The organism is Streptomyces violaceus, from assembly GCF_036014075.1.
GTDB classification, from domain to species: domain Bacteria; phylum Actinomycetota; class Actinomycetes; order Streptomycetales; family Streptomycetaceae; genus Streptomyces; species Streptomyces violaceus.
Genome location: NZ_CP107911.1, coordinates 707,359 through 733,940 on the forward strand (window position 1 = coordinate 707,359; position 26,582 = coordinate 733,940).

At 71.1% G+C, this 26,582-nt stretch carries 25 protein-coding genes and 2 pseudogenes; 17 read left to right on the forward strand and 10 right to left on the reverse strand.

Annotation, left to right across the window (positions count from 1 at the left end):
- Positions 1-214 precede the first annotated feature (214 nt).
- Positions 215-397 (reverse strand): annotated as a pseudogene (locus OG542_RS03265) (beta-galactosidase); the annotation flags it as partial.
- Positions 398-485: 88 nt separating this feature from the next.
- Here OG542_RS03265 and OG542_RS03270 point away from each other — a divergent pair.
- The 5 genes and pseudogenes from OG542_RS03270 (at position 486) to OG542_RS03290 (ending at position 5,153) form a co-directional block, all read left to right on the forward strand.
- On the forward strand, positions 486-1,499 hold the full coding sequence (locus OG542_RS03270; RefSeq protein WP_328408001.1) for a LacI family DNA-binding transcriptional regulator: 1,014 nt from the start codon (positions 486-488) through the stop codon (positions 1,497-1,499).
- Positions 1,500-1,656: 157 nt separating this feature from the next.
- Positions 1,657-1,992: pseudogene (locus tag OG542_RS03275) on the forward strand (SpoIIE family protein phosphatase); the annotation flags it as partial.
- Positions 1,993-2,054: 62 nt separating this feature from the next.
- Positions 2,055-2,516, forward strand: coding sequence for an STAS domain-containing protein (locus OG542_RS03280; protein ID WP_328417743.1), 462 nt, complete (start codon positions 2,055-2,057; stop codon positions 2,514-2,516).
- Entirely contained in the window at positions 2,450-3,097 is a 648-nt protein-coding gene (locus OG542_RS03285) for a dihydrofolate reductase family protein (RefSeq protein ID WP_328408004.1), read from the forward strand. Before OG542_RS03280 ends, OG542_RS03285 begins: the two co-directional genes overlap by 67 nt.
- Positions 3,098-3,338: 241 nt before the next feature.
- On the forward strand, positions 3,339-5,153 hold the full coding sequence (locus OG542_RS03290) for an ABC transporter ATP-binding protein (protein ID WP_328408006.1): 1,815 nt from the start codon (positions 3,339-3,341) through the stop codon (positions 5,151-5,153).
- 112 nt (positions 5,154-5,265) lie between these two features.
- On the opposite strand, the gene OG542_RS03295 is transcribed toward OG542_RS03290, so the two are convergent.
- Positions 5,266-5,973: a TetR/AcrR family transcriptional regulator gene (locus OG542_RS03295; RefSeq protein WP_311129210.1), complete on the reverse strand. Its 708-nt coding sequence runs from the start codon at positions 5,971-5,973 to the stop codon at positions 5,266-5,268.
- Positions 5,974-6,120: 147 nt separating this feature from the next.
- On the opposite strand from OG542_RS03295, the gene OG542_RS03300 reads away from it, so the two are divergent.
- The 3 genes from OG542_RS03300 (at position 6,121) to OG542_RS03310 (ending at position 10,143) form a co-directional block, all read left to right on the forward strand.
- Positions 6,121-7,620 carry an APC family permease gene (locus OG542_RS03300; protein WP_328408009.1) on the forward strand — a complete coding sequence of 500 codons (1,500 nt, stop codon included), beginning with the start codon at positions 6,121-6,123 and terminating at the stop codon, positions 7,618-7,620.
- A 25-nt stretch (positions 7,621-7,645) separates the two neighbouring features.
- Positions 7,646-9,307: an amidohydrolase gene (locus OG542_RS03305; protein ID WP_328408010.1), complete on the forward strand. Its 1,662-nt coding sequence runs from the start codon at positions 7,646-7,648 to the stop codon at positions 9,305-9,307.
- A gap of 125 nt (positions 9,308-9,432) precedes the next feature.
- Positions 9,433-10,143: a hypothetical protein gene (locus OG542_RS03310; RefSeq protein WP_328408012.1), complete on the forward strand. Its 711-nt coding sequence runs from the start codon at positions 9,433-9,435 to the stop codon at positions 10,141-10,143.
- An 18-nt stretch (positions 10,144-10,161) separates the two neighbouring features.
- Here OG542_RS03310 and OG542_RS03315 read toward each other — a convergent pair whose 3' ends face one another.
- On the reverse strand, positions 10,162-11,652 hold the full coding sequence (locus OG542_RS03315; RefSeq protein ID WP_328408014.1) for an MFS transporter: 1,491 nt from the start codon (positions 11,650-11,652) through the stop codon (positions 10,162-10,164).
- A 185-nt stretch (positions 11,653-11,837) separates the two neighbouring features.
- Here OG542_RS03315 and proP point away from each other — a divergent pair, with 185 nt between their 5' ends.
- The 3 genes from proP to OG542_RS03330 all read left to right on the forward strand — a co-directional run bounded on the left by proP (position 11,838) and on the right by OG542_RS03330 (position 14,185).
- The gene (gene proP / locus OG542_RS03320; RefSeq protein WP_311129205.1) at positions 11,838-13,334 is read left to right on the forward strand and encodes a glycine betaine/L-proline transporter ProP; all 1,497 of its coding nucleotides are present in this window, start codon (positions 11,838-11,840) and stop codon (positions 13,332-13,334) included.
- 113 nt (positions 13,335-13,447) lie between these two features.
- Positions 13,448-13,861, forward strand: a complete 414-nt coding sequence (locus tag OG542_RS03325) for an SRPBCC family protein (protein WP_193481371.1) — start codon at positions 13,448-13,450, stop codon at positions 13,859-13,861.
- 15 nt (positions 13,862-13,876) lie between these two features.
- Entirely contained in the window at positions 13,877-14,185 is a 309-nt protein-coding gene (locus tag OG542_RS03330) for a hypothetical protein (RefSeq protein ID WP_193481372.1), read from the forward strand.
- Positions 14,186-14,245: 60 nt separating this feature from the next.
- Here OG542_RS03330 and OG542_RS03335 read toward each other — a convergent pair whose 3' ends face one another.
- The 4 genes from OG542_RS03335 to OG542_RS03350 form a co-directional block, all read right to left on the reverse strand.
- Entirely contained in the window at positions 14,246-15,427 is a 1,182-nt protein-coding gene (locus OG542_RS03335; protein ID WP_328408018.1) for an aromatic ring-hydroxylating dioxygenase subunit alpha, read from the reverse strand.
- Between the two features lie 102 nt (positions 15,428-15,529).
- Positions 15,530-16,177 carry a helix-turn-helix domain-containing protein gene (locus OG542_RS03340; protein WP_328408020.1) on the reverse strand — a complete coding sequence of 216 codons (648 nt, stop codon included), beginning with the start codon at positions 16,175-16,177 and terminating at the stop codon, positions 15,530-15,532.
- A gap of 70 nt (positions 16,178-16,247) precedes the next feature.
- Positions 16,248-17,126, reverse strand: a complete 879-nt coding sequence (locus tag OG542_RS03345; RefSeq protein ID WP_328408022.1) for an alpha/beta fold hydrolase — start codon at positions 17,124-17,126, stop codon at positions 16,248-16,250.
- Positions 17,123-17,488 carry an STAS domain-containing protein gene (locus tag OG542_RS03350; RefSeq protein ID WP_328408024.1) on the reverse strand — a complete coding sequence of 122 codons (366 nt, stop codon included), beginning with the start codon at positions 17,486-17,488 and terminating at the stop codon, positions 17,123-17,125. Before OG542_RS03350 ends, OG542_RS03345 begins: the two co-directional genes overlap by 4 nt.
- Before the next feature lie 167 nt (positions 17,489-17,655).
- On the opposite strand from OG542_RS03350, the gene OG542_RS03355 reads away from it, so the two are divergent.
- Positions 17,656-18,111: an ATP-binding protein gene (locus tag OG542_RS03355; protein ID WP_408057713.1), complete on the forward strand. Its 456-nt coding sequence runs from the start codon at positions 17,656-17,658 to the stop codon at positions 18,109-18,111.
- Positions 18,112-18,250: 139 nt separating this feature from the next.
- Positions 18,251-18,322, forward strand: a complete 72-nt coding sequence (locus OG542_RS03360) for a hypothetical protein (protein ID WP_328417745.1) — start codon at positions 18,251-18,253, stop codon at positions 18,320-18,322.
- Between the two features lie 34 nt (positions 18,323-18,356).
- Here OG542_RS03360 and OG542_RS03365 read toward each other — a convergent pair whose 3' ends face one another.
- The gene (locus OG542_RS03365; protein ID WP_328408028.1) at positions 18,357-20,591 is read right to left on the reverse strand and encodes an alpha-L-fucosidase; all 2,235 of its coding nucleotides are present in this window, start codon (positions 20,589-20,591) and stop codon (positions 18,357-18,359) included.
- A gap of 200 nt (positions 20,592-20,791) precedes the next feature.
- Here OG542_RS03365 and OG542_RS03370 point away from each other — a divergent pair, with 200 nt between their 5' ends.
- Positions 20,792-21,496, forward strand: coding sequence for a FadR/GntR family transcriptional regulator (locus OG542_RS03370; protein WP_311129190.1), 705 nt, complete (start codon positions 20,792-20,794; stop codon positions 21,494-21,496).
- Positions 21,497-21,505: 9 nt separating this feature from the next.
- Here the strand turns inward: OG542_RS03370 and OG542_RS03375 are convergent, their stop codons facing one another.
- Positions 21,506-22,078 (reverse strand): helix-turn-helix domain-containing protein, encoded by a 573-nt coding sequence (locus OG542_RS03375; protein WP_328408031.1) that lies wholly within the window; start codon positions 22,076-22,078, stop codon positions 21,506-21,508.
- A gap of 148 nt (positions 22,079-22,226) precedes the next feature.
- On the opposite strand from OG542_RS03375, the gene OG542_RS03380 reads away from it, so the two are divergent.
- Positions 22,227-22,934 (forward strand): B3/B4 domain-containing protein, encoded by a 708-nt coding sequence (locus tag OG542_RS03380; RefSeq protein ID WP_328408033.1) that lies wholly within the window; start codon positions 22,227-22,229, stop codon positions 22,932-22,934.
- A 79-nt stretch (positions 22,935-23,013) separates the two neighbouring features.
- On the opposite strand, the gene OG542_RS03385 is transcribed toward OG542_RS03380, so the two are convergent.
- Positions 23,014-23,679, reverse strand: coding sequence for a TetR/AcrR family transcriptional regulator (locus tag OG542_RS03385; RefSeq protein WP_328408035.1), 666 nt, complete (start codon positions 23,677-23,679; stop codon positions 23,014-23,016).
- 278 nt (positions 23,680-23,957) lie between these two features.
- Between OG542_RS03385 and OG542_RS03390 the strand changes: the two genes are divergently transcribed.
- A complete protein-coding gene (locus tag OG542_RS03390; protein ID WP_328408037.1) occupies positions 23,958-25,280 on the forward strand; it encodes a UDP-glucose dehydrogenase family protein in 1,323 nt (440 codons plus the stop codon).
- A 76-nt stretch (positions 25,281-25,356) separates the two neighbouring features.
- Complete coding sequence (locus OG542_RS03395; protein WP_328408039.1) at positions 25,357-26,565, forward strand: glycosyltransferase; 1,209 nt, start codon at positions 25,357-25,359, stop codon at positions 26,563-26,565.
- The last annotated feature ends 17 nt before the right edge of the window (positions 26,566-26,582 follow it).

A 26,582-nucleotide genomic window follows, 5' to 3' on the forward strand; every position in this document is an offset into this window, starting at 1 on the left:
GCCGCGGCGGCCTCGGCCGGGACGACCCACGGTGCGGCGACCGCCCCCAGGGTCAGATGGCGGCGGCCACAGGCGGGTCACCCCACGGCAGCCGTGGCAGGCTCAGCCGCGTCAGTCCACGGTCGCGGCCGTCTCGGCAGGACAGTCCATGCTGCCGCGGCCTCGACCACGGCCGGACCGCGGCAGCCACGATCGCGCAACGCACAGCCACGGGCCCGGAGAGCTCGGACTCCGGGCAGAACGGGACGACGATCGTGCCGTCGAGTTCGCGCGTCGCCAGTCCGCGTTCCAGGCCGGTGTCCGACCGGTCGATCTCGAGCTGCCACGCGCCGTTGAGGTTCAGCCACGCGTCACGGACGAACTGTGGCCTCGGGTATTCGGGGCGGGGCACGTCCATGGGGCATGGGATTACATCGATGTAAACCCGCCGGACGGCCCGATGAGCGGAGTCGGTACGATCTCGGCAGTCGGAAGGAGGGGACAGCGTGGCGGCCAGACCCAGGATCAAGGACGTGGCGGAGTACGCCGGCGTCTCCCCCAAGACCGTCTCCAACGTGATCAACAACTTCGAGCATGTCTCGGAGCGGACCCGAGCCGCCGTCCAGGAGGCCATCGAGGCCCTGGGGTACCGCGTCAACATCGCCGGGCGGCAACTGCGCCAGGGCCGCACCGGCGTGATCACCCTGGCGGTCCCGGAGCTGGACGTCGCCTACTTCGCCGAGCTGGCCAAGCACGTCATGGCCGAGGCGGACCGGCGCGGGCACACCGTCCTGCTGCACCAGACCGGGGCGGTGCGCGAGCGGGAGCTGGCGGCGCTGCACGGTTTCGACGCGCAGTTCTCCGACGGCGTCATCCTCAGTCCGCTCTCCCTGCAGCCGCGCGATCTCGCCGTCCGCGACCGGCGCCTGCCCGTGGTCCTGCTCGGCGAGCGTTCCGCCGAGGGCGGCACCGACCATGTCGGTATCGACAACGTGCGCGCGGCGCGCGAGGCCACCGAGCACCTCCTGTCCCGGGGCCGCCGGCGCATCGCGGTGGTCGGCGGCGCCCTGCACGGCCGCCAGGGCACCGACCGGCTGCGCACCGACGGCTGCCGCGAGGCCCTCGAAGCGGCGGGGCTGCCCTTCGACCCCGGCCTGGTGGTGCGGGTGGACGCCTATCACTGGCAGGACGGCGCGCGGTCCGCCGTCGCGCTGATGGAACGCGCCCCCCGCCCGGACGCGCTGCTGTGCCTGAACGACCATCTCGCCCTGGGCGCGCTGCGGGCCCTGCACGAGCTGGGCCGTTCCGTGCCGGGCGAGCTCGACGTGGTCGGCTTCGACGACATCGAGGCCTCCTGTTTCAGCGTCCCCACCCTGACGACCGTCGCCCCCGACAAGCAGGAGATCGCCCGGGCCGCCGTCGCCCGGCTGCTGGCCCGGATCGACGCCCCGGACACCGCGCCGCCGGGCGACCATGTGGCCGGGCACCGGCTCATCGTGCGGGAGAGCTCGGGCGGCTGAGGTACGGGAGGGCGATCTACCTCGCCCGGGCGAGACGCGCACAACCGGCCGCATCACCCTTTCGGATGGCCGATGCCGGCACGGTCACGGCACATGACGTCGTCCGCGCCCGGCGAAGACGACCATGGCGCTGACCGGCCTGCCGTCGAAACGAGCACTGCCCACCCCCGGCGGCCTACTGGTCGGCGTCCTGCCCGACGCACCGATCAGCACCGTGGAGACGGTCCTGGCCGCCGGGGACACCATCGTGCTGTACACCGACGGTCTCACCGAGGCCCGCACCGGCCCCGGCCGCGACGACCTGTACGGCGAGGACGCCCTGCGGGTGTTCGGCGCCGGCCTCGCTCCCGCCGCCCCGGGTGAGGTGATCACCGCACTCACCGGGCTGCTGGACAGCTTCGGCGACGGGCTGAACGACGACACCGCCCTGCTCGCCCTCGGCGTCCCCGCCGACTCCTCACTCATACGCCCCGCGACGAGCCTCCCCTCATGAAGACGCTGACCATAAGCCACCGCGACACCGCGACCGGACCCGTTCTGCACGTGGCCGGCGAAATGGACTACGACCAGGCCCCCGAACTGCGCCGCCAGGTCGACCAGCTCCCCCTGACACCGGGACAGTGCCTGGTCCTCGACCTCTCGGGCCTCGAGTGCTGCGACTCCACCGGCATCACCGCCCTGCTCGCCGCCCGCCAGCACGCCCTGGCCGCCGGTGCCGGCATCGTCCTGGCCGGCGTACGGCGAACCTGCTGCGTGTCCTCACGCTCGTGGGTCTCGACCAGGTCTTCACCCTGCGCCCGGACACCAGTCCTGCGTCATGACCCGCCCGGCAGGTCCGCACCGTCGGTCCTGACGAAGACCGGCTTGAGGTGCTTCTCCGGCAGCGCGGCCGGCAGGTTACCTGGAACATTGAGGACGGGACGTTTCGAGAAGGAAGGGATCCGCCGACCATGCCACTCGCTCGCGTTCACAACTTCTCCATTTCACTCGACGGCTTCGCCACCGGTGAGGGTCTGAGCCGTGCGGCGCCGTTCGGCCATGCCGGCGAGAGGCTGCACGAGTGGATGTTCGCCACCCGGTTCTGGCACGAGATGACCGGCCGCCCCGGCGGGAGCGGCGGCCTCGACGACGCCTTCGCGCGGCAGTTCACGCCCGGGATCGGCGCCGAGATCATGGGCGCCGGGAAGTTCGGCTATCCCGGATGGCACGAGGACCCGGAGTGGAAGGGGTGGTGGGGGCCCAACCCGCCGTTCCACACACCGACCTTCGTCCTCACCCATCACCCGCGACCGCCGATCGAGATGGAGGGCGGCACGACATTCCACTTCCTCGACGTTTCGCCCGCCGAGGCGCTCACGACGGCCCGCGAGGCCGCGGGCGGCCAGGACGTACGCATCGGCGGGGGACCCACCGTGATCCGCGACTTCCTCGCCGCAGGGCTCATCGACCACCTGCACGTCACGGTGGTCCCGATCCTGCTCGGCCGCGGCGTACGCCTCTGGGACGGACTGGAGGACCTGGAGAAGGGCTACGAGGTCGAGGCCACCTCCTCGCCCGGCGGAGTCACGCATGTGACATTCACCCGAGCGGGCCTCTGAGAGGCCGCCGGCGCCGGACTTGCCGCTCTGGCGCGGGCCGGCACCGGTCCCCCGCTCCCCTCCCCCCGCCGCACCCCTAGGCGCTCCCCGCGCACCACCGCCCGGCCGGAAAACGCTTGGACACCGCGGTCGCTGTCGCGGGACACTGCCGGACTCGACCGAAATCCACACATTCGTTGCGGCGATGGCCCCTGCCCGCGTCAGCGCGTGGCGGGCGGCCACAGGACGACACAGGGGTGGGATGGAAACGCCTGATTCTCGCAGGGTCCAGCCGGGCAAGCGCTCGGTCTTACTCGCACTTCGCCACTACGGACGGGAGTTGGCGCGGCTGCGCCGGCTGACGGTACCGGCGATGCTGCTCATGGCGCTGGGCAACATCGGAATCAACTACGTGGCGCCGCTGATCGTCGCCAAGCTCGTCGGCGACATCGCCGGGGACAAGGACGTCACGGTCGACTCGGCACTGCCGTACGTCCTCGGATTCGCCGGTGTCCTGCTGCTCGCGGAGGCACTGTGGCGCGTCGCCCTGCACTGCCTCTTCCGTCTCGAAGCCCTCGGCATCGAGCATCTGTACGTGATCGGGATGGACGAGCTGTTCGCCAAGGACGCCGCGTTCTTCCACGACAACTTCGCCGGTTCGCTGACCAAGCGGGTCCTGAGCTTCGCCTCGCGTTTCGAGCAGTTCGTGGACACGGTGACGTTCCAGGTCGTGGGCAGCTTCGTGCCGCTGGCGTTCGGCGCGGTGGTGCTGTGGCGCTACGAACCGCTGCTCGTCGTCGGTCTGCTGGTGATGATCGCGCTGACGGCGGTGCTGGTCGTGCCGCTCATCCGTCGCCGCCAGCGGATCGTCGACCAGCGTGAGGAGGCGATCGCCCGGGTGTCGGGCCATGTCGCCGACAGCCTGATGAACATGGACACCGTACGGGCGTTCGCCGCGGAGGAGAGTGAGGCGGCCGAGCACCGCTCCCGGGTCGCGGTGTCGCGCCGGCTCACCGTGCGGTCGTGGGACTACGGGAACCTGCGCATCGACACACTGGTCGCGCCGATGTCGGTGCTCACCAACGCGATGGGCCTGCTGCTCGCGATCACGCTCGCCGGGGGCGCGCACGGTGTGGAGGCGATCGTGGTCGCGTTCGCCTACTACGGCAACGCGACCCGGATCATGTTCGAGTTCAACCAGATTTACCGCCGGCTGGAGAGCTCGATGACGGAGGCCGCGCAGTTCACCGAACTGCTGCTGACGCCACCGACGGTGCTCGACCCGCGGTCGCCGGAGCCGCTGCGGCCCCGGGCGGCCGATGTCCGCTTCGAGAAGGTGACTTTCGCACACCGTGGCGGCCGACCACTGTTCGACGGGCTGGACCTCGCCGTGCCGAGCGGGGCGAAGCTCGGCCTGGTCGGCAGGTCAGGCGGCGGCAAGACCTCGCTCACCCGGCTGGTGTTGCGGATGACCGACATCGACGCGGGCCGCATCCTGATCGGCGGTCAGGACATCAGCCGGCTGCGCCAGGCCGATCTGCGCAGTCGGATCGCCTATGTGCCGCAGGACCCGGCGATGTTCCACCGCACCCTGCGGGACAACATCGCCTTCGCCCGGCCGGACGCCACTGACGCCGAGATCCGCCAGGCGGCCGAGGCGGCCCATGTCACCGAGTTCGCCGACGCGCTGCCGGACGGCTTCGACACCATGGTGGGCGAGCGCGGCATCAAGCTGTCCGGTGGTCAGCGCCAGCGTGTCGCCCTCGCCCGGGCGATCCTGCGTGACGCGCCGATCCTGCTGCTCGACGAGGCGACCAGCGCCCTGGACTCCGAGAGCGAGCTGCTCGTCCAGGAGGCGCTGTGGCGGCTCATGGACGGGCGGACGGCGCTCGTGGTGGCGCACCGGCTGAGCACGGTCGCCACCATGGACCAGCTCGTCGTCCTTGACCGCGGCCGGATCGTCGAGCAGGGCACGCATCAGGAGTTGCTCACGATCGACGGCACCTACGCGAAGTTGTGGCAGCACCAGTCGGGCGGCTTCCTGGACGACAACCCGGGGCGGGCCGAGGTGGTGTGAAAGGGGGCGCGGCTTTCCCCTGCCGTGCAGCAGGGGAAAGGCCGTTCAGGATCCGCTGGAGGTGCATGGCCTGCCGGTCGCTGAGCCGGCCGCAGCGGGCGGCGCACCGGTTTCAGCGGTGGGAGCGCCGGCCCGCCGGAGCCCGGGCCGTCAGGGCCTCCAGCAGGAGATCCACCGCCTGCTCGAAGGAGCTGTCCGCCATTCCGGGAAGCTCGGGGCGGACCGCGGTGAGGGACGGGTAGGTCTCCGGGTCCAGGTCCTGGTAGACGTCCCGCCATGCCCGGTGGTCGGCCTCGCGCTGGTGTCGCGGCAGGGCGTGGAACGCCGCCTCCGTTGCGGCGTGGCTGAGCACGGTGTCGATGAAGGCCAGGTAGAGCCGTGCGGCGTCGGCCGGTGCGAAGCCCGCGGTCAGCAGCAGGCCGATGCCGGTGTCCACGGCTCGGATCTCGTTGTGGCGCCGGGTCACGCGGTGTGCGGCCATGGCGGCCGCCCGGGGATGCGTGAGGTATCCCGCGCGCACCCGCAGGGCGAATTCACGCAGCGAGGCCGCCCAGTCGTCTCCGGGGACGAAGCCGGCCATCGCGTCGCCGATGATCCGGTCGGCGATGGCGAGCACCAGGTCGTCGGTGCCGTGGAAGTAGCGGTACAGAGCGGTCGGGTCGCAGCCCAGCGCCGCGCCCAGCCGGCGCACGCTCAGCGCCTCGGGGCCGTGCTCCCCGATCAGACGCAGGGCGGTCTCCACGATCAACTGCTCCGACAGCACGACCCCGGAGCGGGTGGGCCGGCGGCGCTTGCGCTCCTGCGGGACACGAGTGGTCATGACCGGTTTCCTCTCCTCCCCTGCTGACTCCGTTCAGTGAAAGGCCCGTCCTCGTCTTACGTCAACAGGGTTGACCCAATGTGAGCACCGGTTGTTCCATCACATTCCCGCGCGGCTCTTCCCACCCTGTCCCCGAGGAGCCCTTTCATGTCGTCCGCACCGCCACCACCGCCACGCCCCGCCCTGCGCCGTTCCCTCGGTGTCGTCGACGGCGTCGCCATCGCCGCGTCCAGCACCGCGGCCACCACCAGCATCGCCATCGGCATGGGCACGATCGCGACCATCGTGGGTCTCCAGGCCCCGGCGCTCCTGCTCCTGGCGTTCCTGCCGGTGCTCGGCATCGCCACCGCCTACGCCCGCCTCAACCGCTCGGAGCCCAACTGCGGCAACGGCTATGTCTGGGTCAGCAGATCCCTCGGCCCCTGGCCCGGCTTCCTGACCGGCTGGGTGACGCTGGTCGGCTCGGTCATCTTCTGCGCCTACACCAGCGCGATCATGGGCTCGGTCGTCCTGCTCTTCGCCAACAAGGCCGGCCTGACCAGCCTCGCCGGCATCGCCCTCGATCCGACGTCCACCGGCGTCAGCACGGCGGTCGGGCTGGTGATCCTCCTCGCCCTCACGGCCCTGGCCGTCACCGGGATGCGGGCCGCCACCCGGTTCCAGTTCGTCCTGCTGGTCTTCGAGTACGCGGTGCTGCTGGGCTTCTGCGGCTGGGCCCTGGTCACCGGCGACCACGCCTTCTCCCTCTCCTGGTTCAACCCGTTCGAGATCTCCAGCGGCACCAGCTTCGCCCAGGGCATGGTCCTCGCGGTGTTCTTCTTCTGGGGCTGGGACGCGGCCTTCAGCGCCACCGAGGAGACGAAGCGCCCGGGCGACGCGGCCCGCGGCGGTCTCATCGCCCTCTTCGCCATGCTCGGCCTGTTCCTCTTCGCCTCGGTCGCCTTCCAGCGGGAGATGAGCCTGGCCGAACTCGTCCGCAACGGCCCCCAGGCCCTCCCCTACCTCGGGGCGAAACTGGCCGCCGAACCCTGGGCCACCCTGCCCCTGGTCGCGCTGATGTTCTCCGCCGTCGCCTCCGTGCAGGCCACCCTGATTCCCACGGCACGCGGACTGCTCGCCATGGGCCGCGACCGCACCATGGGGCCGCTGTGGACCCGGATCCACCCCCGGTACGGCACGCCCGCCGTCGGCACGGCCGTCGTGATGACCGTCGCCGCCGTGATCGCCCTGCTCGCCTTCGCGATCCCCAAGCTGAGCGACTTGCTGCTGGCCGCCGTCAACGCCATCGGCCTGATCGTCGCCCTCTACTACGGCCTCACCGCGCTCGCCTGCGCCGTGCGCTTCCGCTCGGCGCGTCACGACGGACCGCGCGAGGCGCTGCTCGCCGTCGGCGTGCCCGCCGTGGCCGGGCTGGTGCTGCTGGGCCTCGGCGGTTACCTCGGATACTCGTACCTGACCATGAGCGATCACTTCGAACTGAGCCCGGACAACGGCTGGTTCATGTTCTCGCTGCCCGCCGTGATCGTGCTCGCCGGGCTGGGCATGGCGGCCGTGGCCAAGTACGTCCGGCGCTCGCCGTACTTCACGACGGGGCACGGCACCGACGCCGATGCCCTCACCCTCCCGATGGACCGCACGGCGGTCTGAACCCACCCCCATGGAGTTCACCCTCATGTCGCACCCCCACGCCACGGGACCGGCCGACCTCGTCTTCACGGGCGGCCCCGTGCACACCGTCGATCCCGCCCGCAGCCGCGCCACCGCCGTGGCCGTGCGCGGCGGGCGGATCGCCGCCGTCGGCCACGACGAGGTGCGCGAGCTGATCGGGCCACGCACCGAGGTCGTCGACCTCGCGGGGAAGCTGCTGCTGCCCGGCTTCCAGGACGCCCATGTCCATCCGCTGGGCGCGGGCATCGAACTCGGCCAGTGCCATCTCGGCGACACCGTCGACCCGGCCGAGTACCTGCGCAGGATCAGGGCGTACGCCGACGAGTACCCGGACGTCGAGTGGATCACCGGGGGCGGCTGGTCCCTTGAGGCGTTTCCCGGCGGCTCCCCCACCGCCGCCGCCCTCGACGCGATCGTCCCGGACCGCCCCGTCTTCCTGCCCAACCGCGACCATCACGGCGCCTGGGTCAACAGCCGGGCCCTGGAGCGCGCGGGCATCGACGCCCGTACGCCCGACCCCGCCGACGGCCGCATCGAGCGCGACGCCGGGGGAAACCCCACCGGGATGCTCCAGGAGGGCGCGGTCCACCTGGTGGGCCGGCTGGTGCCGAACCCCTCGCCGGAGGGACAGCTCGCCGCTCTCCTGCGGGCCCAGGCCGTGCTGCACTCCCACGGCGTCACCGCCTGGCAGGACGCCATCATCGGCACGTACGCCAACATGACCGACCCGGCGCCCGCCTACCGGGCCGCCCTCGACCGGGGCCTGCTCACCGCCCGGGTCGTCGGCGCGTTGTGGTGGGACCGCGAGCGCGGCGCCGAGCAGATCGCCGAACTGGCGGCTGCCCGGGACGAGTTGAGCCGGGGCCGGTTCCGCGCCGGCACGGTGAAGATCATGCAGGACGGCATCGCCGAGAACCACACCGCCGCGATGCTCGACCCCTACCTGACCGGCTGCGGCTGCTCGTCGGACAACAGCGGGATCAGCTTCGTGGAGCCGGGAGAGCTGCGGACGTACGTCACCGAGCTGGACGCGCTCGGCTTCCAGGTCCACTTTCACGCGCTCGGCGACCGGGCGGTGCGTGAGGCGCTCGACGCGGTGGAGTCCGCCCAGGGGGTCAACGGCCATCGCGACACGCGGCACCACCTCGCGCACCTCCAGGTCGTCCACCCCGACGACCTGCCGCGTTTTCGCACCCTGGGCGCGAGCGCCAACCTGCAGATGCTGTGGGCCGCGCACGAACCGCAGATGGACGAGCTGACGCTGCCCTTCCTGGGCGCGGAGCGCGGCGCGTGGCAGTACCCGTTCGGTGATCTGCTGCGCGCCGGCGCGACCCTCGCCGCGGGCAGCGACTGGCCGGTCAGCAGCCCGGATCCGCTCCAGGCCATCCATGTCGCCGTCAACCGGATCTCGCCCGACGCCCCCGGGGGCACCCCTGCCTTCCTTCCGGAGCAGCGCCTCGACCTGGGCACGGCCATCGCCGCCTACACGGCGGGCAGCGCCTATGTGAACCACCTCGACGACACCACCGGCAGCATCACCGCCGGGAAGTCGGCCGACCTCGTCGTCCTCGACCGCGATCCGTTCGCGGGTCCGCCCGAGGAGATCGCCACGACCCGGGTCCTGGAGACCTTCGTCGAGGGCCGTCGCGTCCACACCGCCGGGTAGCGGGGCTGGGCAGGGACCCGCAGGCGTGTTCCAATGCGCCTGCGGGTTCTGCGCTGAAGCTGAATTGCGGGGGATGAGGCACGGTGGGGACGTCGGGAGGCAACACGCTGCGGTGCGTTCTCTGGTTGTCGATCGCTGTCGTGGCGCTCGTCTTCGGTGTGGCGTCGGCCCTCGAGATCCGGGGAGCGCTGGAGCGGGAGCGGGAGTTCCGTGCCGCGCCGGCCTGCGCCTCTGTTCCGGTACGGGCGTCGGGGTGCGTGTGGGAGCAGGAGTTCACGGTCCGGGAGGCCGACACGAACCGTGGTGAGCGGAACGCGTCCCCGGAAGCGGAGCTGGTCCTGCCGTCCGGCAAGCCGTGGAAGGTGACGTTCCTGCGGGCCGATCCCGTGGTCTCCGAACTGGAGCCGGACGACAAGGTCATCGGCCTGATCTGGCACGGGCGGGTCGTCGAGGTTCGGGACTCCGACGGGCGGCGGCAGCAGACGTCCTCCGGGCCGGTGGGGTGGCCCGAGGACCGTCTGGGCGGCGCGCTGGCCTGTGTGTCGTTCGGCCTGACGGCCCTCGTGGGAGGGCTGTGGCCGCTCCTCGCGCGGGGCGACCGGCGTCACGCGAGAGCGGGGATGGTGGTGCGGTGGCACGGCGTCGGCCTGGGCGCCACCGCGATCCTGACCCTCTGGGCCCAGTCGGCCAATGACTGGCCGATGTGGGCGATACCGGCGATCTGGGGGCCGCTCGCGCTGCTCATCCTGGCCTCCATGACGGCCTTCGCCCTCGCCGCCGTCCGCGGCGACCTGGGCGACGACGCGCCGCGGGAAGCTCAGCCGCAGACCACGTGAGGCCCGGCCGCGTGCGCCTCAGGTCTGCCGGGCGTGCACCGGGCTGTTGGCGACATCCTCCGGGCAGGTCCCGTGCGCCTGCCCGCTCCGCCGGTCGCGCCGCCAGTCGAACGTCGCGAGGGTCAGGGCGGCCGCCATGCCGACGAGTGCGGCGCCCAGCGCGACGACGAGGGCACCCCGGTAGTCGTCGCTCCCGCCGAGCACCAGATAGAAGAGGCCGGGCAGGGCGGCGGTGCCCACGGCGGCGCCCAGCCGCTGTCCTGTCTGCAGAGCGCCGCCCGCCGCACCCGCCATGTGCACCGGCACATCGCGCAGGGTCATGGTGATGTTCGGGGAGATCACGCAGCCACTGCCGACGCCGCCGAGGAACAGCAGCGGTGCGGCGACCCAGGGCGCGATGTCGAGGGGCGCGAAGCGGAGCAGCAGCGCGGTGCCGCCCAGGCCGACGATCACAGCCGTGAGGCCACCCACGGTGAGCATGCGCCCGACCCGGTCCACCAGCCGCCCGGCGCCCGCGGCCCCGCAGGCCGAGCCGAGGGCGAAGGGGGTCACGGCGAGGCCGGACCGGAGCGGGGAGAAGCCCAGGCCGTCCTGGTAGAAGAGCGCGAAGACCAGCCAGACGCCGCTGAAGCCGACGAAGTAGAGCGTGCCGACGCCGGCACCGACGGCGTAGCCGCGCACGGTGCTGAACAGGCGCGGATCGAGCAGCGGCTGGGCACCGCGGGCCACGAGGCGGCGCTGCCGTCGGGCGAAGGCGACGATGAGCGCGGCACCGGCGAAGAACAGCCACCACAGTCGGCCGAAACCGCCGGAGCCCGCCTGGACCAGCGGAAACATGAGCGCGAGGACACCGAGGCCGAGGAGCAGGACCCCGGGCACATCCAGGTGTCCCCGGCCGGACCGGCGGGTGCGCGGCAGCAGGCGGCGGCCGAGCAGGAGGGCCAGGATGCCGATGGGGACGTTGACGTAGAAGACCCACCGCCAGCCCTGGGCGCCGTCGGCCAGGGCGAGGATCATGCCGCCGACGAGAGGGCCGACGGCGGAGGAGATACCGACGGTGGCGCCGAAGAACCCGAAGGCGCGGCCGCGTTCGGCGCCGCGGAACATCTGCTGGATGAGCGCGGAGTTCTGGGGCGCCATGAATCCGGCTGCCAGGCCCTGGGCGAGCCGGGCCGCCACCAGCAGCGTGATGCTGGGTGCCGCCCCGCAGGCCGCGCTGAAGACCACGAAGCCGCTGAGGGCCAGCAGGAAGATGCGGCGGCGGTCCAGCGCGTCACCGAGACGGCCCGCGGTGACGAGCGCGAGAGCGAAGGCGAGAGCGTATCCGGACACCACCCACTGCACCTGTGCGGGAGAGGCGTGCAGGCCGCGCTGGACGGAGGGCAGGGCGACCACCACGATCGAGACGTCCAGCAGGCTCATGAAGCCGGCCACCAGAGTGACCCACAGGGCCCGCCACCGGCGCGGATCCGGCTCGTACCCGGCAGCCTCCTGTGCCGACGTTCTCACCTGGGCTCCTCTCACCGGGCCCCCACCTGCCACCCGGGGGAATCACGTTCCCCCACCAGGGGACGGGCACACGTCACAGCCCGCAAGCGGACAGAAGATCGTCTGTGACGCGGAAGAACGTTTGAGCACGCGAGAACTGTGCAGGCGTGGTGCTTGGGAAAACGACCGGCGAAAGGAACGACGTAATGGCGGCGCCCGACAATGACGAGTCGGTGGATCCCGCGGCGGTGAGACGACACCGGATGCTGTTCCGGGCGATCGAGAAGCGCCGCCACCCGAAGCTGCGCCGCAGCGACATCACCGTGACCGACGACGCGGCGGTCAAACGCGCCACCAAGGCCGCCGCCCTCGGCAACGCGATGGAGTGGTACGACTTCGGCATCTACAGCTATCTGGCCGTGACCATCGGGAAGGTCTTCTTCCCGTCCGGGAGCGACACGGCCCAGCTGCTCAGCTCCTTCGCGACGTTCGCGGTGGCCTTCCTGGTGCGTCCGCTCGGCGGCATGGTCTTCGGGCCGCTGGGTGACAAGGTCGGCCGCAAGCGCATCCTCTCCCTCACCATGATCATGATGGCGGTGGGTACCTTCGCCATCGGCCTCGTCCCCTCGCACGACGTCATCGGCCTGTGGGCCCCGGCCCTGCTGATCTTCTTCCGGCTGGTGCAGGGCTTCTCGACCGGCGGGGAGTACGGGGGCGCCTCGACATTCATCGCGGAGTACGCGCCCGACAAGAGGCGCGGCTTCTTCGGCAGCTTCCTGGAGCTGGGCACGCTCGGCGGCTATGTCGGGGCCTCCGGCCTCGTCGTCGTCCTCAACACGGTGCTCAGCGCGGACGAGATGCTGGCGTGGGGCTGGCGCATCCCCTTCCTGGTCGCGGCGCCGCTCGGGTTCATCGGTCTCTATCTGCGGCTCAAGCTGGACGAGACGCCCGCCTTCCAGAAGCTGGAGGGCGGCCAGGTCAAGGCGAGCGAGGCCGCCGAGGCCGTGGAGACCTCGGCCACCGGTGACCTCGGCAAGATCTTCACCCGGTACTGGCGGCCGCTGCTGCTGTGCCTCGCGCTCGTCGCGGCGTACAACATCAACGACTACATGCTGTTGTCGTACATGCCGACGTACCTGTCCGACGAGCTGGGTTACGGCACCAATCACGGGCTGCTGATCCTGCTCCTCGTGATGGTCCTGCAGATGTGCGTCATCAATTACGTGGGGCGGCTCTCCGACCGTTTCGGGCGCAAGCCGCTGCTGATGACGGGGATGCTGGGCTTCCTCTTCCTCTCCGTGCCGTCCTTCCTGCTCATCCGGCAGGGCAGTGTCGTCCTCATCGCCCTGGGACTGCTGCTGATGGGGCTGTCCCTGGTGATGATGCTCGGCACGATGTCGGCGGCGCTCCCGGCGATCTTCCCCACCCACGTCCGCTACGGCTCCCTGTCGGTCGCCTACAACCTGGCCACGTCGCTCTTCGGCGGCACGACGCCTCTGGTGATCACCGCTCTGATCAGCGCCTTCGACTCGACCCTCATGCCGGCGTACTACGCCACGGGCGCCGCCGTCATCGGCGTCATCGCCGTCCTGTGCATGCGGGAGACCGCCAACAAGCCGCTGGCGGGCTCGCCGCCGTCCGTGGAGACGGAGGCGGAGGCCACGGAACTCGTCCAGGCGCAGTCCCCCCAGCCCAAGTTCTGACCGACGCGAAAAGGCCCCGTCCGCGTGGTGCGGGCGGGGCCTTTTCGCGGTTGGGGCCGGGCAGGCCGGGAACGCGGTGCGCTGTACGCCCCCGAAGCGAGGCAGGTACCGCGATGACCGAGTACGAACGTTCACGCACGATGCCCGCACAGCCCGAGCATGTCTTCGACGAGGCCGCGAACGTCGGCCGGCTGGACACCTGGCTGCCGGAAGCCCTGCATGTGCGGGCCGAGGAGCTGCCCGCCGTCACCGTGCACGAGGACCGCACGGACGAGGACACCTCCGCCCTGCTGCGCGCCCGGCGCGATCAGATGCGGATCGAGTGGGGCACCCGGGACCAGGGCAGCTACGCGGGGTGGCTCCAGGTCGCCGGCCTCGGCAGCGGAGCCAGTGAGGTGACGGTGCACCTGTCGTTCTTCGACGGCGGCCACGATCCCGGCGAGCGGGCCGTCGGCGACGCGCTGGACACCAGCCTCGAGCGGCTGGAGGAGCAGGTGCGGCTACGCGTCGACCACGCGGCCGGCTGACGGGTGGCACGCGCTGTGGCTCGCGTCAGGCAGTACGCCGTCGCCGCGTCCGGACAGTGGACCGACGAGGAGGAGGGCCGGCACCGTCTGCCCTCCGGCGAGGTGCACGCCTGGGAGCCGGGCCGCAACGAGACCGTCTGCGGGCTGTCCCTCAGCCGTTCCCGGCTGATCCGCTTCCCGCACGTCGGCTGGAAGGACACCTTCCCGGAGTCCGGCGGCGCGGCGGACCGGGTACAGCGCCAGTGCCCGCGCTGCGCCTCGGCCGCCGGACGCCGTGGCGACGACGCCCGCCCACGGTGGCACCGCACCAACCCTCGGCCGTGAGTGGTGTTCCGCCGATGCCGGGGGCTGCCGAAGCCGTGCCCGGCCGGACGACCGGCGTCATCACGGCGCGGGCTCGCCGAACGCGGATGCCGGGCCGTCGCTCGCCGGGGCCGTGCCACACGCCGCCGTCCGGGCCCGGATGGGGACGCCGTTGGAGCGCAGCACCTCGCGGACGTCCAGGATCAGGGAGAACACCTCGTGATTGCGGTCCTCGCCCTGCTCGTCCCAGGCCCGCTGCTCGGCTTCGACGGCCATGCGGTCCTCGGCGAAGACGCGCTCGGTGAAGCGCCTGATGAACGGCCAGGCCAGCTGTAGCGCGCCGGGAACCCGGGGCTTCTCGATCATCAGCAGACCGTAGGTGTGGCAGACGCGCTGCTCGGCGTCCTCGGGCACATAGGCGGCCCAGAGGCGGAAGGCCGGACGCTCGGCGTTCTCCGGGACCAGGTCGAGTGTCTGGTACGGGTACGCGGTGCGGATGGTCATGACGTCGCTGGAGTCGCTGCCCCTGATGCCCTCGGCGGCCAGCAGACTCGCGCCGCGGTTCCGCTTCCCCCCGGCGTGGGTGAACAGGTAGCGGGCCTCCACCGACCGTGCGTCGGTCCGGTGTTCCAGCAGTTCGGGGTGGAGCCTGCCGACGACGCCGCGGTGGAGGAACTGGTGGTTCATGTCGAGCAGGTTCTCGTGCATGAACGAGTAGTGGCAGCGCACGGTCCGGGAGTAGGTCATGGTCCTGTACCGCGGGGAGCCGAAGGCCGGCAGCTCGGGCAGGGCGGTGCCGGCCGCCTTGTCCGGGTCGCCCGGGAACACGAACACCAAGCCGTAGGCCTCGCGGACGGGGTAGCCGCGCACGCCGCGCGGCGGCCGGCCGTCGTCGCGGGACAGGTACGGGATCTGCGAGATGCGGCCGTCGCCGCGATAGGCCCAGGCGTGGTAGCAGCAGCGGAGGGTGTCGCCCTCCACGACGCCCATGCTCAGCGGCACCTGCCGGTGCGCGCACCGGTCCTCCAGGGCGTGCACGGTGCCGCTCTCTCCGCGGTACAGCGCGATGCGCTCACCCGCGAAGGCGGTCGCGACCACCCGCTTGCTCCTCACGCTCCGGGACAGTGCGACCGGGTACCAGAAATCGGGATGCGCGCCGACGCGCCGGAGGTCGGCCGTGCCGGTAGCCGGGTCGGGGTGCGGGGAGGGCCGGCTGTTTCCGTCCTCGGCAGGGAAGATCCTGGCCCTGTCGGTCTCGGTCATATCTCTCCCTCGCACGCACACGGCTGTCCCGGGCTCCTCCATCCTCAAGGGCGCGTCCCCGCCACGCCTTGCCCAGCGCATGCGGACGGGTGAGTTCCGCGTTCAGTGGGCGAAGGGCGGCGAGAAGCAGCCGCTCTCCGGGTACGGGCCGTTGGCCACCGCCGAGAAGTTCGTCTTCTGTACGAACGCCATGACGCAGGCGTCGTCGTGAACGCGCAGGGCGACTTCCGCCCCCTCGGGCGTCACGTAACCGTCGTCCTTCCAGCGCGAGGACATCTTGGTGACGGTGAGCGTCCCGCCGAGCCGCTTGCCGTCCCGTGTGACGCGCTCCTCCTCGTAGCCGAGCCGGAGCAGGGCCTCGCGCACCGTCGCGGGGTCCCACGTCCGCCGCTTCCACAGCCGTTCGAGCACCGGCCTGATGCGATCGGCCTCCCGCTCGGCATCCTTCGCGTGGGCCGGAGACATCTCTCCCGGACGGCGGTGGCCGTTGTTCTCGTTGTAGTGCGGGGCCCCGTCACCGGCCCCGGGCTCCACATACGGCGAGGCTCCGAGGGCAGTGGGCGAGGGTCCGGAAGTACTGGGCGAGGGCCCGGCAGTACTGGGCGAGGGCCCGGCGGACCTGCCGGGAGCGGCCCCGGCCGTCGCGCCCGAGGCGTGCAGATCACCGCAGGCGGTGAGGGTCAGGGTCGCGACGAGGACAAGCCCCGCAGCGGCAACAGGGCCCCGGCGGGCGGCGGTTGAGGAGGACATGCAGCACACCCTCTCATCGCGACCGGCCGACCGGATCGGTGTTTTCTCGGGCCTCACTGAGTACGCGTACTCATGACGTCGTGGATTCGAGAGGCACGGCGAGCTCGCCCAGGACCCGGGCCGCCGGCGCCGGGTCGACCAGCCACTTCAGGTGGCTGCCCTCCAGGGTGCGGACGTCGTACGGGTTGTCCGGCGTCAGCCGGTCGCCCTCGCGGATCAGCCGGTCCTGCAGGGCGAGCGGCATGCTCGCGTCGTCGGCCAGGCGGACGAAGGTCTTCGGGACGCGGCCCCAGGTCGCGGCCTGTGCCCGGTCGGTGGCGGAGCCGGCGTCCAGGTTCTCGTCGGGCTGGAAGGTGTTCAGGAAGGTCAGGAACTCCTCGTCGGTGCCGTCGGCGAGGAAGGCCGCCTTGAACCCCGCGAGCGCATCCGGGTCGGCGGTGCGGAAGTTGACGCGGAGCAGGCCGAGTTCGGCGGGGTCACCGGCCATCGCCGCACCCAGCGCGGCGACGTCGACCGTGGCCATCTCCGGCTCGGCGTAGTAGGCGCCGACGTCGAGATCGACCGGGCACCAGGCCGCGACGTAGACGATGCGGTCGATCAGGTCCGGCCGCGCGTTGGCCGCGGCCGTGGCCGTGATGCCGCCGCGGCTGTGGGCGACGAGAATCACGGGGCCGTGGCGCTTGGCCCGCTCCAGGATCCCGATCAGGTGCGCGGCGTTGTCGGCGAGCGTCACACCCTTGATCGAGCCGGGTGTGCCGGCGAGCCCTTCGAGATCCTGCGGCGCCTGATAGGCGCGGGTGTAGGTCGCCCCGAATCCGTGGCCGGGCAGGTCGACGGCGACCGAACGGTGTCCGAGGAGGCCCAGTTCGGCCTGGAGCGGTGCGAAGGAGAAGGAGTTCGCGAAGGCTCCGTGCACCAGCACGAAGGTCGGCTGTCGCTGTCCGCTCATGTCAGGGCCTCCTCGACCGTGGAGTGGCAGGCGACGACGGCGTCCAGGCCGACGAGCTGGACAACCCGCATCACCGATCCCCGGATCCCGGCCAGGCGCAGCCATCCCTGTGCGGCCTCGGCACGTTGATGGGTGTGGATGAAGACGTTGATGCCGCTGGAGTCGATGAAGGTCACGCCGCTGAGGTCCGCCACGATCCGGGGCGCCCCGACATCGCCGTCCCGGGGCGACAGGGCTTGCTGCAGTGCGTCCTTGACTCCGTGGTCGATCTCGCCGCGCAGGGTCACGACGCGGATGCCGTCGACGGTGGAGTCTTCGATGGACAGCCGGTCCGGCCGGCTCGTCCCCTGGTTGTCGGTCACCGTCTCCTCAACTGCGCCTGGGCTGCCCCGTGCAACGTCTGTGCCGACGATTGTGCCGCACTCTCCCGGCCGGACGCATCCAATCCACTGTGCCGAACAACACGCCCGTGGCATGCATGACAAAGTGAGGGGTACACGCACGCGCGTGAACGGGGAGTAGAAGGACGATGCTGTTGGAGCCGCAACCCGACGGGGACCGTAGTGAGCCCGGCGCCCACCTGACGCAGGTCGGCTACGCCCTGGGCGGCGACGACGGCTGCATCGCCCGGGCCCGTCACCACGCCGCCGACTTCCTCACCCGGCTCCGGGACGAGCACGACCTGGACGTCTCCCCGCGTGCCATGGACCTGACCCAGCTGGTCGTCAGCGAGCTGGTCACCAACTCCCGCAAGTACGCCCCCGGTCCCGTCCTCATGGAGCTGCGCGTCACGGGCGCCGCGGTGGAGGTCGTCGTGTGGGACAGCGACCCCGCCGTGCCCGCGGCCCGGCCCGCCGACCCCGACCGCGTCGGCCAGCACGGCCTGGAGATCGTCAAGGCCGTCACCCAGGGCCTGGACATCGAGCGGCAACCGGTCGGCAAACGCATCACCGCCCGCATCTCCCTGACCGACACGAGGCCCTGACCGACACGCCCCCCCGGCGGCTACTCCTCGATCACCAGCCCCTTCGCCGCGAACAGCGGCTCGAGATCGCAGATGTCGATGACGGTCCTGCCCGCTCGGTACGCCCGAGGAGACACGGCATCTGATCTCCGCCCGCGAACTGGCCGCGATGAAACCCACGGCCACACCGGTCAGCACCTCCCGCGGCGGTGTCGAGGCCGGGCCGACGTGAGGAGCCGCCGTCCCTGACGGCGTGGGTGCAGCGGTCAGAGGGCCGTGAACGTCCACAGCAGGTTGCTGCTGCTGTTGTACGTCCACTGCTTGGTGACGGAGCCCGAGGGCACGGTGCCACCGCCGTCGAGGACCAGGCCGGTGGTCCGGTTGGCGAGGGAGTAGCGGCCGTCGCCCCGGTGGGTGATCGTCCACTGCTGGTTGTTTCCGCCGTTCCAGGCAGCCTGCCGGGCGGCGGAACCGTCGGTCGTGGCGCCCCAGCCGTCGGCCACCATGCCGTTGGTGCGGTTGACCAGCTTGTAGTAGCCGCCTCCGACCTCCACCGCCTGCCACTGCAGATTGGTGCTGCCGTCCCAGGTCCACTGCTTGAGGTCGGCCCCGGAGGCGACGTCGCCGCCGCTGTCGAGGGCCAGGCCGTCGGTGACGTTGGTGATGCGGAAGTATGCCGAGGGCCTGAACCGGACCTTGAGCGAGGCGACCCGGTCGTTGCCGCCGGTGCCCCGGAGGTCGGCGTTGTCGGCGGTGAACGTCAGGGAGGTGCCGGTGAAGTTGTCGCCGGACCAGCCGGTGACCTGGTAGCCGGGGGCCAACCGCAGGGAGGAGAGAGTGCGGGTGCCCAGTCCGGCCGCGGTCAGTTCGTCCGCGGTGTAGTCGCCGAGAGGGAGCACGGCGGCGCCGCCGGAGTAGTTCACGTCCCTGTAGCCGACGGCACCGGTCAGCGGACGCAAGCCGGGGACCCGGCCGGAGAAGGCGAGCTTCAACACGTAGGCATCGGCGCTGTAGGGCGCCGAGGACGGCAGGGTGACCGTCAGCCCCGACGCGTCCTGTGTCGGCTTCGGCAGGCCGGTGTAGGTGCCGGCGGTGGAGCCGAGCAGCTTCACCGAGGTCAGCGACGAGAGGTCGATCCGGTCGGCGCTCAGCGTTCTGATGGTCAGTGAGCTGCCGGGCCAGCCGAGCACGGTGGCGTACAGGACGGTGTTCGCCTTGTTGCGCGTGAAGCGGATGTCCTGCGCGGTGCCGGCCGTGGGCCGGGTGAAGGAGCCGCCGCCCATCTTCGTGGGTCCCTCGCCGTACGTGGTCCACGCACGGGTCGAGTACACCGACTCGCCGAAGCGCTTCAGGTGGTCTCCGATGCCGAGCAGGATGTCCTTCTGGACCTCGGGGATGGTCCCGTCTTCCATCGGCGCGATGTTCAGCAGCATGTTGCCGTTCTTGCTGACCCGGTCGATGAAGGAGTGCAGCATCTGCTGGGTGCTGTAGTAGCCGATGTTCTGGGTGTAGCACCAGCTGTTGCTGGAGATGCTGTCGTCGGTGAGCCAGTACGGCGCGGTGAGGTCGGCCGGGCCGCCGCGTTCGTAGTCGAAGACCTCGCCCTTGCCGTTCATGCCGTCCTTGTACGTGGCGACGACCTCGCGGCCCCAGCCGATGGCCTGGTTGTAGTAGTACGCCAGGAAGTTCAACCGCTGCGTCTCGTCGACGGCGTCCAGGTTGAAGTCCTGCCAGAGGATGTCGGGCTCGGCCCGGTCGATGACCTCCTTGAGCTTGTCGTACCAGAGCTGGTTCTCCTCCGTCGCGCCCAACTGCCCGTACAGCTTCTTCAGGCTGGGGTCGGTCTGGGCGGGCGCGTGCTCGTAGTAGCCGGTGAAGTTGTACGCGTGGTGCATGGCCACCAGCAGCTTGAGGCCCTTGGCGCGGATGGCCGTGGTGAAGATCCGCAACAGGTCCAGCCCCGGGCCCTTGTCCACGGAGTTCCACTCGTTGACCTGGCTGTCCCACATGGAGAAGCCGTCATGGTGCTCCGCGACGGGTCCGGCGAACCTCGCGCCCGCGTCGACGAACAGCTGCGCCCACTCATCGGGGTCGAAGTTCCCGCCCGCCGACTTCAGCTTCGGCGCGAACCGCACGGTGTTGCCCGCCAGATCCCGCGCGCCGTCGATGAAGTTGTGGAACGGCCACGCCGACGGGTTGCCGTAGGTCGCGATGTGGTGCTTGTTCGCGTTGCTGCCGCCCTCGTACATGTTGCGCGGGTACCACTCGTTGTCGTAGGCCGGAACACTGAAGGCGCCCCAGTGGAAGTAGACGCCGAACTTGGCGTCCTGGAACCACTCCGGGGCCGGCGGGTGCCGGTCCACCGAATCCCAGTCGGGCGTGTACGTCCGGGGCGCCGCCTGCGCGCTGCCGGCACCGAACACACCTGCGGCGCCGGCCGCCGCGGCCACGCAGGTGGCGCTGGCCAGGAACTGGCGTCTGTTGATCGAAGACCTCGGCATGAAGACATCCCTGGTATGAGGGGGCAGGAGACGTTACGCACGAAGATCGCGCCTGAGTCATGGGATGTCAACGGGTGGGACGGGGCGAAAGATGCGAGCAAACTCTGCGCGGCACCTGGCATTTCGTCAGTTACCATAACTTTCCGAACAGGCAGACATGGTATGTTTCCCGGCACTATCCAGCTGGTGAGGAGTTCGCGATGTCGCTCACGGACAAGGCCATCGAGCAGATTCGCGAGCTGATCAGGACCGGCGCCCTGCCTCCCGGTTCGAAGCTCCCTCCGGAGGCGGACCTGGCCGCCCAGTTGGGCCTGTCACGCAATCTGGCGCGTGAAGCCGTCAAGGCACTGGCCGTCGCGCGAGTGCTGGAGGTCCGGCGGGGCGACGGCACGTACGTGACCAGCCTGCAGCCGAGCCTGCTCCTGGGAGGGCTCGGCGGTGCGGTGGAACTGCTGCAGGGCGACTCGGCCGCGCTCCAGGACCTCATGGAGGTACGGCGACTCCTCGAACCGGTCGCCACGGCGCTGGCCGCCACCCGGATCTCCGACGCCCAACTGGCCGAGGTGAAGAGGCACTTGGATGCCATGCGCGAGGCCCGCGACGATGTCGAACGACTCAACGCCCATGACGCCGCCTTCCATCGCGCCGTCGTCTCGGCCACGGGCAACGAGAGTCTCCTCACTCTGCTGGAGGGCATTTCCGGCCGCACTCTGCGCGCCCGCATCTGGCGCGGCCTGGTCGACGACCGGGCCGCGGGCCGGACTCTCGCCGAGCACGAGGCGATCTTCCATGCCCTGGCCGCCCGTGACGCCGCCCTCAGCCAGGCGGCGGCACTGCTCCACGTGAGCAACACGGAGCAGTGGCTGCGGGAACACCTGGGCTCGGGCGCGGCCCTCCCGGGCTGAGGCGGCAGTTCAGGGCGCGGGAGGCAGGTGGACCGTCATGATCAGGTCGCAGGGTCCCGCGCCGGAGCCGCGGTAGGTGTGCGAGGCGTCACCGTCGAACGTGGCGGTCTGCCCGGCTTCCAGGGTGTGTTCCGTGCCGTCGACGATCAGCGTCATGCGGCCCGAGGTGACGCTGACGGTTTCGACGACTCCCGCCTGGTGGGGGTGGCTGGGGTATTCCTCGCCCGGCTCCAGACGCCAGCGCCACACCTCTACCGGGGCCGGGCCCGAGGTCGTCAGCATGAGCCGGGCCTCGCTGCCCCGCTCGCCGGTCCACAGGGGTGCCACGGCGTCGGCGGCCACGACACGGACACGGCCTTCGGGCGGCCCCTGCATCAGGGCGGACACCGAGATGCCGAGAGTGTCGGCCAGTCGGACCAGGGTGGCCAGATTGGGGTTGCCCTGGGCTTTCTCCAGTGCGACCAGGGCCCCCTTGCTCACCTGGGCCCGGCGGCCGAGCTCCTCCAGGGACAGGCCGGCCCGGGTGCGCGCCGCCCGGACGTTGTACGCGACCGTCCGCAGGGCCGCGGCTGTCTCGACCATCCGATCTCCCTCCTCGCCATCGACCATTCCACTGCACCGCACGGTCGTTTGGTTGACATTGTCCGGTCGTTGCGTTGTACGGTCTGGTCGTTCCATTGAATGGTAAGGGACGTGCTGTGATCGCTCTGCTGGAAACGGAAACCCGCCCATGACCTCCTTCCACCTCTCCCCCGCCGTCGCGGACGCCTTCCCCGGCACCCTCATCGCCCTGGTCACCGCCACCGGCCTACGCGGCCGCGAGCCCTGGCCCCGGACCAGCGCGGCGCTGGAGGAGTTGGAGCAGCAGGTCGCCGCCGGCACCTGGCACCCGGCCGACGACACCGACCCCCGCATCGAGGCCTGGCACACCGCCTACCGCTCCTTCGGCACCAATCCCCGTCGTATCCGCCCCAGCGTCGACGCACTCGGCCGTCGCTTCGCGAAGAAGGGAACACTGCCGCGCATCAATCCGGCCGTCGACTCCTACAACGCCGTCTCCGTCCGCCACGGCCTGCCCGCCGGCGCCTTCGACCTGGACCACGTCATCGGCGACGTCGGCATCCACCACGCGGACGGCACCGAGTCCTTCACCCCGCTCGGCCAACCCGACACCGTCGAGCACCCCAAGCCCGGCGAGATCATCTACGCGGACGCCACCGGGGTCCTGACGCGGCACTGGAACCACCGCGACGCCCACCGCACCCGCGTCACCGAGGACTCCACCCAGGTGGCCTTCATCCTGGAAACCCTCCACGCAGAGCGCGACGGCGATCTCCTCAAGCTCGCGGCCGACCGACTACTGGACCTGCTCGCCCCGCACGCCACGCGGACAGCCGGGCACTACCTCACCCCGGCCCGGCCTGAGGCCACCGTCTGAGGTCGCACGTCCTGGCCGGGGCGAGCGTGAAACACACGTGTGCGGGCGTCATCGCCCGGGCATGCCCCGCCGTCCCGGGTCAGTTGTCGCCGATGGCGTGTCCTTCGCCCCCGGCCCCGGCATTCCCGTCGGCGTCCACCGGCGCCGGGTCCAGCAGGACCTCGATGCCCGCTCGAAGGTAGCGCTCCAGCGTGGCGTCCGGCGCCGAGGCCAGGGCGGGTGGGCGGATCTCCGATCGCATCAGGCTGGTGCCGAGCATCCAGGCCGCCAGGAGTTCCGCCCGCAGGTCCGCGTCGGGGCCGCCGAGCCGGGCGGCCAGGCGATGGGAGAACACCTCTGTGAAGTCCGCCCGCAGCCGCGCCACCGCCTCGTCCCGTCCGGAAGAGCGCAGCACGGACAGCACCGGATGCGGGAAGTCGCCCTCCCTCGGCGGGCCCATGAGCAGCGCGCAGAACCAGTCGGGTATCCCCTCCACCGGCTCGTCCAGCAGCGGCTCGAATATCTTGCCCGTACCCGACACGTCGTTGAACAGCGCTTCTTTCGAGCCGAAGTAACGGTAGACGAGGGCCGCGTCCACACCGACGTCGCCCGCGATGTCGCGCACGCTGGTGCCCTCGTACCCGTACTTGCCGAAGCGGAAGGCCGCGGCGGCCCGCAGCGCGGTACGCGTCCCCGACGCCGAGCGCTTGTGGGCGGGCCGGCAGGCCGCCGCTTTCGACGCCTCGCCCTTGTGTACTCCGGTCACGTACCGCACCTCCGTGGTCCACGGCCCTTCGGCCATCCGCCCATGTTCCAGTCTGCGGCGGCTGTCTCAAAGTCACCGACCGATGTCATCAAGCGTTGACTTATGTTCTTACCGCATGTCATACCTGACTCAGGTCAACGATTGGTGACTTGAGTCCTCGCTGTGCCCGGGCCGTACGACGGAGTCGGCCCTTCCAGGTCTGCCCGCAGGACGCGACGGCGCACGTCCCGAAGCCGTCGCACGCGGGCACCCCCACCGACCGGAAAAGGTGATTCTCTGTGCCTGCTCGACGCGTCGCCGTCATCGGAACCGGCTACGTCGGACTGACAACCGGCGCCTGTCTGGCCTCTCTCGGGCACTTCGTGGTGTGCGCGGACGCCGACCCGCACAAGGTCGAGCGGCTGCGCGAGGCCCGGGTGGACATCCTGGAGCCCGAGCTGCCCGAGGTCGTCCGGGGCGCCCTGGACGCGGCACGGCTCGACTTCACCGGCGACACCGCGGCCGCCGTCGCCGAGGCCGAGGTGGTGTTCCTGTGCCTGCCCACGCCCATGGGGGCGGGCGGGGCCGCCGATCTCGCGGCCGTGGAGGCCGTCGCCGCGCAGATCCGCGATGTGCTGCCGCCCGGCTCTGTCGTCGTCAACAAGTCGACGGTGCCCGTCGGCACGTGCGAGCGCGTCGCCGCACTGCTCGGCCGGGACGACGTGGCCGTGGTGAGCAACCCGGAGTTCCTGCGTGAGGGCCGCGCCGTCCACGACTTCCTGCACCCCGACCGGATCGTCATCGGTGCCACCGACCGGGACGCCGCCCGGCGCGTGGCCGAGCTGTACGCCGAACTGGACGCGCCGCTGGTGCTCACCGACGCCGCCAGCGCCGAACTGACCAAGTACGCGGCCAACTTCTTCCTCGCGATGAAGCTGTCCTTCGCCAACAACCTCGCCACCGTCTGCGAACGCTTCGGCGCCGACATCGCCGATGTCACCGAGGGCATAGGGCGGGACCCGCGCATCGGTTCGGCGTTCCTGCGGCCCGGGCCCGGCTGGGGCGGCTCCTGTCTGCCCAAGGACACCCACGCCCTGCTGACCGTGTGCGATCTGGCCGGGGTCGACTTCCCCCTGCTGCGCGCCACCATCGAGACCAACGTCGCCCACCAGCGGCAGCTCGTCGATCGGGTCGCCGCCGCGTGCGGGCGCGCCAAGGACGGCTCGCTGGACGGCGTGCGGCTCGCCCTGTACGGCCTGACCTTCAAGGCCGGCACCTCCGACCTGCGCGACTCCCCCGCGCTCTCCGTCGCCCGCCTGCTGCGTGAGCGGGGCGCCGAACTCACGGCGTACGACCCGGCGTTGCGCGCGGAGCGGCCCGATCTGAGCGATCTGGTCGAGCTCGCCGACGACCCGGTGCGGGCGGCGGAGGGGGCGGCGGCCTGTCTCGTCCTCACCGAATGGCCGGAGCTGCGTGACCTCGACTGGGCGGCGATCGCCGCGCGCATGGCAGGCCACGAGGTCCACGACTTCCGCAACCTGCTGGACGCGGACCGCCTCGCGCGGGCCGGACTGAGCTGGCAGGGCATCGGGCGCGCGGAGGCGCCGACGCGGGTGGCGTGACATCTGGGCGGGGCGACCGGCGCGCCCTGCCCTCTCCTCCCCGCCGAAGAAGAATCCCGAGAGAAAGGCTCACCCCATGCGGGTTCTGTGCACCACGCTCGGCAGTCCCTCCCACGGCCGTGCTCAACTGCCGCTGCTGCGCGCCCTGTCCAAGGCCGGGCATCAGGTGCTGGTGGTCACCACCGATGCCCTCGCCCCCGTCTTCCGTGACGACGACGTACAAGTGAACGCCGTTTTACCGGAGTTCGATCCGCTCGCCGCGATGGGCCCATACCTCGCCGAGCTCCAGGAGACCGCCGACCTCACGGAGCCGACGGCCGCACTGACCCGGCTGCTGATGCGCCACGTGGCCGGGCCGGGAGTCAAGCCGCACCTGGACGTCCTGCTCCCCCTCGCCCGGGACTTCCGGCCGGATGTGATCCTGCGGGACGGCATGGACATGAGTGCCGTGCTGACCGCCGAACTGCTGAGAGTGCCGCAGTTGCCGACGCCCTCGGGGTTCAGCAACATCCTGGACCCCGTCGAGGTGCTGCCGCAGCTCAACGAGCGGCGCGAGGAGCTGGGACTGCCCGTGCGGGACGACCCCCTGTCCCTCGTTCCGCACGGCCGCGTCGACTACGTGCCGCCCGCCTTCTCCTTCGCCCGACATCTGCACCAGGCGTGGGCCTACCGGCAGACGGTGGACGTCGAGCGAGGCGGCGTGCTGCCGGAGTGGGCGGCCCGGCTGCCCACGGACCGGCCCCTGGTGTACGCCGCGATCGGCACCGCCCTGCCGGTGATGCGGGAGCGCATGGCGGACCGGGACACGCCTCTGCCCGTGAAACTGCCGGACCCCACCGAGAGCCTGAACGCGATCCTGGGGGCCTCGGCCGGGCTGGACGACTGCACGGTGGTCGTGTCGACGTCCGGGATCCCGGTGGACACGGAGGGGCTGCCCGGGCACATCCATGTCGCCGAGCGGGTGCCGCAGCCGCTGCTGCTGGAGTCGGTGGATCTGTTCGTCACCCATGGCGGCTTCAACAGCATCCGCGAGGCCATGCGCACCGGCACGCCGCTGGCGGTGCTGCCGCACTTCGGCGACCAGCCCGCCAACGCGGACCGGGTGCAGGAGTTGGGGCTCGGCCGTCACATCACGGACAGCAGCGCGGTCGGCATCGCCGACGTGTGCCGGGGACTCCTCGCCGATCCCGGGCCCCGGGCACGGGCCCGGTCGGCCCGACTGGCGATGCTGACGCTGCCGGAGGTCGATCAGGCGGTCGGTGATCTGGCGAAGATCGCCGGCTAGCCGCCCGGTCCCCCGAG

What these genes read in the sequence shown, in the direction of transcription:
- OG542_RS03325 (WP_193481371.1), top strand. Translation starts at nt 13,448, where the DNA reads ATGACCGAGTACGAACGTTCACGCACGATGCCCGCACAGCCCGAGCAT.
- proP (WP_311129205.1), top strand. Translation starts at nt 11,838, where the DNA reads ATGGCGGCGCCCGACAATGACGAGTCGGTGGATCCCGCGGCGGTGAGA.
- OG542_RS03370 (WP_311129190.1), top strand. Translation starts at nt 20,792, where the DNA reads ATGTCGCTCACGGACAAGGCCATCGAGCAGATTCGCGAGCTGATCAGG.
- OG542_RS03295 (WP_311129210.1), bottom strand. Translation starts at nt 5,973, where the DNA reads ATGACCACTCGTGTCCCGCAGGAGCGCAAGCGCCGCCGGCCCACCCGC.
- OG542_RS03340 (WP_328408020.1), bottom strand. Translation starts at nt 16,177, where the DNA reads ATGTCCTCCTCAACCGCCGCCCGCCGGGGCCCTGTTGCCGCTGCGGGG.
- OG542_RS03395 (WP_328408039.1), top strand. Translation starts at nt 25,357, where the DNA reads ATGCGGGTTCTGTGCACCACGCTCGGCAGTCCCTCCCACGGCCGTGCT.
- OG542_RS03285 (WP_328408004.1), top strand. Translation starts at nt 2,450, where the DNA reads ATGCCACTCGCTCGCGTTCACAACTTCTCCATTTCACTCGACGGCTTC.
- OG542_RS03355 (WP_408057713.1), top strand. Translation starts at nt 17,656, where the DNA reads ATGCTGTTGGAGCCGCAACCCGACGGGGACCGTAGTGAGCCCGGCGCC.
- OG542_RS03375 (WP_328408031.1), bottom strand. Translation starts at nt 22,078, where the DNA reads ATGGTCGAGACAGCCGCGGCCCTGCGGACGGTCGCGTACAACGTCCGG.
- OG542_RS03280 (WP_328417743.1), top strand. Translation starts at nt 2,055, where the DNA reads ATGGACTACGACCAGGCCCCCGAACTGCGCCGCCAGGTCGACCAGCTC.
- OG542_RS03305 (WP_328408010.1), top strand. Translation starts at nt 7,646, where the DNA reads ATGTCGCACCCCCACGCCACGGGACCGGCCGACCTCGTCTTCACGGGC.
- OG542_RS03290 (WP_328408006.1), top strand. Translation starts at nt 3,339, where the DNA reads ATGGAAACGCCTGATTCTCGCAGGGTCCAGCCGGGCAAGCGCTCGGTC.
- OG542_RS03300 (WP_328408009.1), top strand. Translation starts at nt 6,121, where the DNA reads ATGTCGTCCGCACCGCCACCACCGCCACGCCCCGCCCTGCGCCGTTCC.
- OG542_RS03345 (WP_328408022.1), bottom strand. Translation starts at nt 17,126, where the DNA reads ATGAGCGGACAGCGACAGCCGACCTTCGTGCTGGTGCACGGAGCCTTC.
- OG542_RS03365 (WP_328408028.1), bottom strand. Translation starts at nt 20,591, where the DNA reads ATGCCGAGGTCTTCGATCAACAGACGCCAGTTCCTGGCCAGCGCCACC.
- OG542_RS03335 (WP_328408018.1), bottom strand. Translation starts at nt 15,427, where the DNA reads ATGACCGAGACCGACAGGGCCAGGATCTTCCCTGCCGAGGACGGAAAC.
- OG542_RS03380 (WP_328408033.1), top strand. Translation starts at nt 22,227, where the DNA reads ATGACCTCCTTCCACCTCTCCCCCGCCGTCGCGGACGCCTTCCCCGGC.